This is a genomic window from Xanthomonas sp. LMG 12462 (assembly GCF_009192885.1).
Taxonomy (GTDB): Bacteria; Pseudomonadota; Gammaproteobacteria; order Xanthomonadales; family Xanthomonadaceae; genus Xanthomonas_A; species Xanthomonas_A sontii.
Window position 1 is genome coordinate 22,377 of record NZ_NMPP01000062.1, and the last position, 8,270, is coordinate 30,646.

Here is an 8,270-nt window from a genome sequence, read left to right on the forward strand (position 1 = left end):
GGTTTGCCTCAGAGTTTGACATTGAGGCCGACCATCACGGTCGGCGCCATCTTCCAGGCCGATTGCACGTATTCCTGCTGGCGGCCGATGCGGTACTCGTAGCCCTGTCCGGTCAGGTTCAGCACGTCCAGGCTCAGCGCGACGGAGGGCGATACCTGCCAGCCCAGCTTCAGGTCGACGCGGTCCAACGCCTGCTGGTAGCGGTTGCGATAGAACTCCAACTGGTTGGTGTAGTTGGGGTAACGGTCGTCCCACAACACACCGGTATGGTTCCAGGCCAGCGAGGCGCTCAGCGGACCCCGCGCATAGTTGAGCGCCAGATTCCACAGCTGCTTGGGCTGCTGCGGCAGCACCGACAGCGTCGTACGGCTGCCGTCGCCCAGCACCACCGGGTAGTCCACGTCCAGCAGCGTGACATTGGTGCTCACCGACAGGCCGTTCAGCGCGGGCAGCCAGGGCCCGAGTTCCTTGATCGCGCTCAGTTCGAGGCCGCGTAGCCGCACGGGCCGGTCCACGTTGCGGGGCTGCGTGACCAGCACCTGCTGGCCGTCGAGGGACTGCAACTGGCCGTAGCGGAAGATTTCATCGTGGATGGTCTTGTGGAACAGCGCGATCGACAGCAGGCTGCCGCCATCGTCGAAGGTCCAGTCGTGGCCGAGATCCAGATTCAGTGCGCGACGCGGTTGCAGGTCCGGGTTGCCCTGGTTGAGCGTGGGCGGCGTGCTGCTGAGTGTCAGCACGCCGCCGTTCAGCGCCATCTGGTCCAGGCGCGGGCGCCCGATCGAGCGCGAGACGCCGAAGCGCAGGGTGCCGTTGGCGCTGGTCTGCCACTGGCCGGCGAGCGACGGCAACCAGTTGCGATAGCGGCGCACGGCACTGACCGGGCTCCATGTCGATCCGCTCAGTTGCAGTCCGTCGCTGCCGAAACGGGTCTGTTCCAAGCGCACGCCGCCGGCCAGGCGCCAGCGCTCGCCCCGCCATTGCGCCTGGACGAAGCCGGCGCGCACCTGTTCGTCCACGGCGTAGCTGCCGCTGTTCTGCGCGGCGGTGTCCACCACGCCACGTGCCTGGTCGGCGACGGCATCCCAGCGTGCGTCGGCAAGTGCCGGATCGATGGTCAGCATCGGCGTATTGCAGCCCAGCCCGCAGGTCGAATCGCCCAGCACGTCCGCCAGGGTGTAGGGCAGCCCGCTCCAGGTGGTGCGCTGGAAGGACGTGCGCATGTGCGTACGCACCTGTCGCAGGCCCCATGCCACGCCCAATCCACGACTGTCCTCGTCCATGTTGCGGCGCAATTCCAATTGCAGATCGCTGACCCGCTCGGCGTAGCGGGTGCGTTCCTGTTGGTGATAGAGGTTGGCGTAGCGCGTCGGGTCGTCGGCCAGCGCCGGGTTGAGTGCAGTGAACGCAGGCAGGCTGTCGCTCCAGTCGAACGCGTAGCCCAAGCGGTTCTGTTGGAAACGGTCCCAGGTCTGCGGGTTATCCACCGTGGCGCGCGAGGTGCTGGCGCGCAGTGCGCCGCGCCACTGCGCCGGCAGTTCGGCCAGCAGTTCGCCGTTGAGCCCGGTCAGTCCGCGTTTCCAGCGCAATTGGCCCAGTTCGACAAGCTGATTGAGATTGTCCAGGGTTCCGCTGTCGGCGCCGGTGCGAACCAGGCGCGCGCTGTTCTGCACCTGCGCGACCTCGGCGTCGCGGTCGGAGGTCTCGCGCTGACGGAAGCGATAGCCGGCGAGATGGCCACTGAGCGGGCCATCCGGTTGCCAATCCAGGCGCATGGTCAGTCCACGGCGCTCGCGGGTGTTGTCGTAGTTGTACCAACGCCGCTCGCTGGGCACCGCGTTGCCGACGCCGCCATAGGCCAAGGCGGAGCGCGTACCGTCGGCGTTGTACCAGTTCAGGCCGCTTCCGTTTTCCTCCTGCGGTACCGAGATCACGCGGCGCCAGACGCTGGCCGCGCCCAGGAACGCGAATTCGTCGTTGCCACCGAAGCGTTTGCTCCACTTCAGTTCGCTTTCGCCGGCCGGCGTGCGCCCGCCGTAGCGCTGTCCCATGAGGTTGACGCCCCCCTTGGCCGCGGCGGTGAGCAATCCATCGGGCCGCTCGAAGCCGCTTTCGGTGACCAGATCGGTGACGCCGCCGATCGCGCCGCCGTCGTTTTCCGGCAACAGCGATTTCACCACGTCGATGCGATCGACGAAATTGGCCGGCAGCACGTCCATCAGCGCCTGGCGGCTGCCGATATCGTTGCTGGCGAACGCGAAGCCGTCGATCAACATGCTGTTGTAGTTGCCGTTGAGGCCGCGCACGGTCACATAGCGCGGTTCGCCCTGGTACTCCACCGTGCTCACGCCGGCGACCCGGCGTAGCGCGTCGCCGACGTTGAAGTCCGGCAACTGCCCGATGCTGTCGGCGGCGATCGAATCCACGATGGTGGAAGCCCCCTGCTTGGTGGCGATGGCGCGCGTGTTCTGCGATTGGAACGAAGTGCGGACCTGCACTGCATCCATGGTCTTCGCATCCTCGTCGGCCTGCAGCGCATCGGCATACGCCGGCGATGCCAACGGCAGGACGCCGGCCAGCGCCAGGCGAAGTGCCAGCGACAGAACGGACGGAGAGGAGGCGTCCGGCGAGCGGAAGACGCAAAGGGGATGAGGCGGCAGCAGACGCATGGCACGATCCAGTCTTGGGCGGCCCCAGAGTGGTGGCCGAAGATGCATTAAATTAAGTTGGTTAATTAAAAGAAATATGACAACGCCCCCGCTGTCGCTTCGCGTGTCCGGCTTCTTCGCCAACGCCGCTGTCCGTCCGCAGTACCGCCGCCGCAGCGACGGCAACGTCGCTGGGACCAGCGAGCGCATGCTGCTGGACTTGGTCCGCCGCGCGGGACAGGTCGAGCGTGCCGATCTGCCCCGCGCCATTGGACTCAGCGTGCCGGGGACAAAGGGCATCCTCGATCCGTTGGTCGCGCATGGCCTGCTGCAACTGGGGCCATCGCCGCGTCGCGGGCGCGGCCAGCCGAGTCGCCTGGTGCGTTTGGTGCCGGATTACGCGTACAGCGTCGGCGTCTCGTTGACGGTCGATGGCATCGCGGTGCTGTTGATCGACTTCGCCGGGCAGATCCGTGGGATGCGTCAGTTCACTGCATTCCCGCTCACGTTGGCTGACGTGCGTCGGCAGTTGCCGGCGATGGTGGAGGAACTGCTACAGGCTGCTGCTGTGGACCGACAACAGCTCTTCGGCGTTGGTCTGAGCATGACCGGACCGCGCATCGGCGAGGGCGCGCGCGTCAACCCGCCGCTGTCGCTGGCATCGGACTGGGTAGAGGTCGAACTGGACCGATTCGTCGCCGATTGTCTGCAGTTGCCGGTCTGGATGGACAACGACGCCCATTGCGCGGCTCTGGCAGAGGCGGTGTATGGGATCGGCCGTCGAACGCCGGACCTGGTCTATCTGTACATCGGCGACGGATTCGCCGCGGGCGTGATCGCCGACGGCGGCGTGTGCCGCGGCGCGCACGGCAATGCTGGCGAACTGGGCCGTATTTCGGCCATCACCGGCATGGCACGGCCGACGCTGGAGAACCTGCGCGAGGCGCTGGTCGCCGACGGTCACGCGCTGCCGGACCTGCATGCGATGCTGCAGCAGTACGACCCGGCGTGGCCGCAGATCGACGCTTGGCTGGATGCCGTGCAATCGACGGTGACGCTGGCGGTGGCGGCGACCATTGCGCTGATCGATCCGCCGGTGATCGTGTTCGGTGCGCGCCTGCCTGCCGATCTTGCGCGAAGGCTGATCGCCCGCATTGCGTTCGAGTCGGCCCCGCGGCGTGGCATCGCCTCGCCGTATCCCACACTGCTGGTCGGCGAAGTCCAAGCGCATGCCACGGTACTGGGCGCGGCGATGCTGCCGTTCAAGGAGACGCTGTTCTAGTGCGTTTCATCCATCCCCGCGCAACCGTGACCCTTCGGGTTGGGCCTGCCGCTGCTGACGGTTTCGCGCCGCGGAGCGGACTGTGGCGCGATGGCGCCTCAGCGCAACACGTGCTGCGGCACGTCGATCTCGGTGGCCACCGCCAGGTGGTCGGAGAAGGCGGCGGGCACTGCGCGCTGTTCGTTGCAGCGCAGGCCGTCGCTGACCAGGATGTGGTCGATGGCGCGCTGCGGGCGCCAGCTCGGGAAGGTCGGCACCACGCAGCCCGGCGGTTGCAGCCGGGTGCGTTTGTAGAGCAACTGCATTTCCGGGCGGTCGGCGACGCAGTTGAAGTCGCCCATCAGCACCACGTTGGGATGATCGGACAGCAACTCGGCGATGAAGGCCAACTGCGCCGCACGCGAGTTGGCGCCCAGCGACAGGTGCGCCACCGCCACCGCCAGGCCTTCGGCGCCGTTGCCGAACTTGGCCAGCAGCACGCCGCGCCCGCCGAGCCGGCCGGGCAGGGCGTGGTCCTGCACTTCCACCGGCTCCAGCCGGCTGAGCAGACCGTTGGCGCTGGACGCCACGCCGCCCACGCGCCGGTTCGGCTGGTGGCTCCAGTAGTTGAAGCCGGCGCGCTCGGCCAGGTAGTGGGTCTGGTTGGTGAAACCCGAGCGCAGGCTGCCGGGGTCGGCCTCCTGCAGGCCGACGATGTCGTGGTCGCTGGCCAACTGCGCGATCGCGTCCAGGCTGCTGCGCTTGCGCCCGGCCGGCAGCGCATGCGACCAGCTGCGGGTCACGTAGTCGCTGTAGCGGCGCGTGCTGGAACCGGCCTGGATGTTGGCGGTCAGCACGCGCAGGGTGCGGGTGGCGGGAGCGGTCACGTCGGTGCGGCCCGGGGCGGACGGCTTACTTGGCCATCGCCGCGCGCTCGCGCGCGATCAGGTGATCGGCCACGCGCAGCATGTCGTCGTAGCTCTTGCCCTTGACCAGGTACTTGCCGTTGATGATCAGCGACGGCGTGCCGGTGATGCCGCTGCGGGTGGCGAACTGCTTGGCGCGGTTGGTCTTGGTGGCCACCGCGAAGCTGCCCATGGTGTCGGCGAACTGCTTCGGGTCCACGCCGTACTTGGCGTAGAAGTTGGCGATGTCCTGCACCGAGTCGCGGCCACGCTCGCCCTTCAGGGTCTCGTCGACGTGGATCGCCTTGTACAGCGCCTCGTGGGTCTTCTCCTGCACGCCCAGCGCCTCGGCGGCGTAGAACGCGCGGGCGTAGTCGTCCCAGGTACCGCCGAACATCGCCGGCACATAGACGAAGCGCACGTCCGACGGCAGGCCGGCCTTCCACGGGCCGATCAGCGGCTGGAAGCGCGCGCAGGCCGGGCAGACATAGCCGAAGATCTCGGCCACCTCGATCTTGCCGTTGGTCGGCTGGAAGGGCTGGCCGCCGGCGATGTCGATGTAGTCGGTGCCGGCGACCGGCTCCGGACCGTTCGGGGTCTTGGCGGCGACCGGCTTGGCGGCGGCGTTGTCGCCTTCCGTGGCGGCAGGCTGTGCAGCGGCATCGGCGTTGGTGGCCGCGGGCGCGGCCGGCGTCTCGGCGGGCGCAGCGGCGGCATCGTTGCCGGCGGCGGGCGCGGCAGCCGGGGCGGCAGCGGTGCCGGAGGCAGGGGCGACGGCGTCGGCAGTGCCGTCCTGGGCCTTGCATGCCACCAGGATCGGCAGCAGGGCCATCAGGGTCAGGGCGAAGCGGGTCTTCATCGGCGACATCTCCAGCAGGATGGGGGACAAATGCCGGACGCGCCGCAAGCGCGGTCCGGCCACCCCGTCATGATGCCATGGCGCGGATGAAGCGCCGTACGCCGATTACTTGCCTGCGCGCTCGCGGGCGATCAACGCGTCGGCGATACGCAGCATGTCCTCGAAGTTCTTGCCCTTGACCAGGTACTTGCCGTTGACGATCAGCGCCGGGGTGCCGGAGATGTCGGCGCGCACGGCGAAATCGCGCGCGGCCTTCACCTGCGCGGCGACCTGCGGGCTCTGGTAGGCGGCGATGAAGGCCTGCGGCTTGACCCCGAAGCCGGCGTAGAACGTGGCCAGTTCCTCCGGCGCCACGTTCTGCACCGGTACGCTGCGCTTGTCATGGATGGCCTCGAACATGGCGCGGTGGCTGCGGCTCTGCACGCCCAACTGCTGCGCGGCATAGAAGGCGCTGGCGAAGTTGTCCCAGTAGCCGCCGAATGCCGCCGGCACCAGGGTCAGGCGCACGTCCTTGGCCTGCTTGCCGGCCCACTCTTCCAGCAGCGGCTCGAAGTGCGCGCAATGCGGGCAGGTATAGCCGAACACTTCCACCACCTCGATCTTGCCGGCCAGCGGCGCGAACGGCTTGGGATTGGCGATCAGCGTGTAGTCCTCCCCTTCCACCGCGGTGGCGGACTTGGGTTGCGCGCAGGCGCTCAACGGCAGCAGGGCGAGCAGGCACAACAGCAGGCGGGGCAGACGGTTCATGCGATCTCCAATGGCAAAAAACGAACGCCGGTCGTCGGGACCGGCGCGAAGGGGAAACGGGCCGGCGCCGCCGCGGCGGCGCGCGGTCAGGATTGTTGCGCGGGCGCCGGCTGCTGTGGTGTCGCCGCGGCCGGTGCCGCCTGCGCGGCGGCCGCGTCGTCGGCGCGGTCGTGCAGGCCCTGCAGGTAGCTGCCCAGCGCCTTGATCTCCTGGTCGGTCAGCGGCTTGGCCACCTGCGCCATGATCTTGAACATCGTCGGATCGCGCTCCTGGGTGGTGCCGGCCTGGTATTCCTGCAGGCGCCGCGCTACGTAATCGGCGTGCTGGCCACCCAGATGCGGATAGGCCGGACCCGGATTGCCGGCGCCGGCCGGGCCGTGGCAGGCCATGCATGCGGGAATGCCGCGGGTCGCGTCGCCGCCGCGATACAGCTGCTGGCCGACCTCGTAGAACTTCATGCCCGCGTAGGGACCGTCGGCGATCACCGCGTCGTCGGCGATGCCGGCGCCGGCCTTCTGCGTGGCGAAGTAGGCGCCGATGTCGCGCATGTCCTGCGCGCTCAGCGGCTGCACGAACGGCACCATCGCCGCGACCGCGCCGCTGGTGCGCTCGCCGTGGGCGATCAGCGCCATCTGCCGCGCGCTGTAGCGCTCTACCTGGCCGGCGATGCGCGGATACATGGCGATCGCGGGGTTGCCGTCCGCGCCATGGCAGGCGGCGCAGGCCGCGGCCTTGGCCTGGCCGGCCTTGGGGTCGCCCCAGGCGGCCTTGCCGATGTCGCCCTCCAGTGGCGTGGTGCGCACCGGCGCGTGGTCGGGAATGGGAACCACCGAGGTCTGCGCGAACGCGACCGCGGCGGCGACGGAAACCGCTAGACCGGCAAAGGCAAGAACGCGAGCGTGGCGCATTGCTGAAGCTCCGTATGACCCGACCCCGCGGCTGCCGGACGGCGACCGCACTCGCGCGATTATCGGCATGCCGCGGCCCGGCGGTCAACGAAGCCCGCCCGGGGCCCTGGACGTGCGATCCTAGAGGGATGTCGCTGATCCTCGAACGTGCCCACTATCTGTTGTCCGCCCACAATGCCCGCCAGTTGCCGGACGACGGTGGCTGGGAGGTGGCCTTCGCCGGCCGCTCCAACGCCGGCAAGTCCAGCGCGCTGAACGCGCTGACCCGACAGAACGCCCTGGCCCGCGTGTCCAAGACGCCTGGCCGCACGCAGCAACTGGTGTTCTTCCAGGTCCAGCCCGAGCGCTACCTGGTGGACCTGCCCGGCTACGGCTACGCCAAGGTGCCGCAGGAACTGCAGGCGCACTGGCAGAAGTTCATCGACACCTATTTCCGCACGCGCGAGGCCCTGCGCGGGCTGGTGGTGGTGATGGACATCCGTCATCCGCTGAAGGACTACGACCGGCAGATGCTGGGCTACGCCGCCCAGCGCGGGCTGCCCGCACACGCGCTGCTGACCAAGGCCGACAAGCTCGGCCGCGGCCAGCAGGGGCAGGTGCTGCAGCAGGTACGCAAGGAGCTGGCCAGCGCGTTCGGCGATACCGTCAGCGTGCAGGCCTTCTCCGGCGAGAGCCGCCAGGGCGTGGACGAGTTGCGTGGCATCGTCGGTGGCTGGCTGGGGTTGGACACGGAGCCGACTGCCGCGGAGTGAGCGCGGCGGCGCTGGCGCCCAAGCTCCGCGAGACGCTTCGCGCCGGACCCTCACCCCAACCCCTCTCCCGATGGGAGAGGGGGCTAGCCGTTCCCTTCTCCCATTGGGAGAAGGTGCCCCGAAGGGGCGGATGAGGGTACGGGCGGAGCCTCGTGCGGCCGAACTCCGCAAGACGCTTCGCGCCGGACCC

7 protein-coding genes are annotated in these 8,270 nt (G+C 68.7%); 2 read left to right on the forward strand and 5 right to left on the reverse strand.

Translation table 11 applies throughout. The features are described 5' to 3' along the window. Positions 1 to 8 precede the first annotated feature (8 nt). Positions 9 to 2,603 carry a TonB-dependent receptor gene (locus CEK69_RS15090; protein WP_193314006.1) on the reverse strand — a complete coding sequence of 865 codons (2,595 nt, stop codon included), beginning with the start codon at positions 2,601 to 2,603 and terminating at the stop codon, positions 9 to 11. Between the two features lie 169 nt (positions 2,604 to 2,772). Between CEK69_RS15090 and CEK69_RS15095 the strand changes: the two genes are divergently transcribed. Further along, a complete protein-coding gene (locus CEK69_RS15095; protein ID WP_152246485.1) occupies positions 2,773 to 3,930 on the forward strand; it encodes an ROK family protein in 1,158 nt (385 codons plus the stop codon). Positions 3,931 to 4,028: 98 nt separating this feature from the next. On the opposite strand, the gene CEK69_RS15100 is transcribed toward CEK69_RS15095, so the two are convergent. The 4 genes from CEK69_RS15100 to CEK69_RS15115 all read right to left on the reverse strand — a co-directional run bounded on the left by CEK69_RS15100 (position 4,029) and on the right by CEK69_RS15115 (position 7,328). Then, positions 4,029 to 4,796: an endonuclease/exonuclease/phosphatase family protein gene (locus tag CEK69_RS15100; protein ID WP_017908277.1), complete on the reverse strand. Its 768-nt coding sequence runs from the start codon at positions 4,794 to 4,796 to the stop codon at positions 4,029 to 4,031. Positions 4,797 to 4,821: 25 nt separating this feature from the next. Continuing rightward, entirely contained in the window at positions 4,822 to 5,673 is an 852-nt protein-coding gene (locus CEK69_RS15105; protein WP_152246481.1) for a thiol:disulfide interchange protein DsbA/DsbL, read from the reverse strand. A 105-nt stretch (positions 5,674 to 5,778) separates the two neighbouring features. Continuing rightward, a complete protein-coding gene (locus CEK69_RS15110) occupies positions 5,779 to 6,420 on the reverse strand; it encodes a thiol:disulfide interchange protein DsbA/DsbL (RefSeq protein ID WP_017910536.1) in 642 nt (213 codons plus the stop codon). An 86-nt stretch (positions 6,421 to 6,506) separates the two neighbouring features. Next, complete coding sequence (locus CEK69_RS15115) at positions 6,507 to 7,328, reverse strand: c-type cytochrome (protein WP_026143360.1); 822 nt, start codon at positions 7,326 to 7,328, stop codon at positions 6,507 to 6,509. Positions 7,329 to 7,456: 128 nt separating this feature from the next. Between CEK69_RS15115 and yihA the strand changes: the two genes are divergently transcribed. Next, positions 7,457 to 8,080: a ribosome biogenesis GTP-binding protein YihA/YsxC gene (gene yihA, locus CEK69_RS15120; protein ID WP_148828328.1), complete on the forward strand. Its 624-nt coding sequence runs from the start codon at positions 7,457 to 7,459 to the stop codon at positions 8,078 to 8,080. Positions 8,081 to 8,270 lie beyond the last annotated feature (190 nt).

Bases quoted from the DNA above. Each gene is read 5' to 3' on its own strand.
- CEK69_RS15110 (WP_017910536.1), bottom strand. From the start codon at position 6,420: ATGAACCGTCTGCCCCGCCTGCTGTTGTGCCTGCTCGCCCTGCTGCCG.
- CEK69_RS15115 (WP_026143360.1), bottom strand. From the start codon at position 7,328: ATGCGCCACGCTCGCGTTCTTGCCTTTGCCGGTCTAGCGGTTTCCGTC.
- CEK69_RS15105 (WP_152246481.1), bottom strand. From the start codon at position 5,673: ATGAAGACCCGCTTCGCCCTGACCCTGATGGCCCTGCTGCCGATCCTG.
- yihA (WP_148828328.1), top strand. From the start codon at position 7,457: ATGTCGCTGATCCTCGAACGTGCCCACTATCTGTTGTCCGCCCACAAT.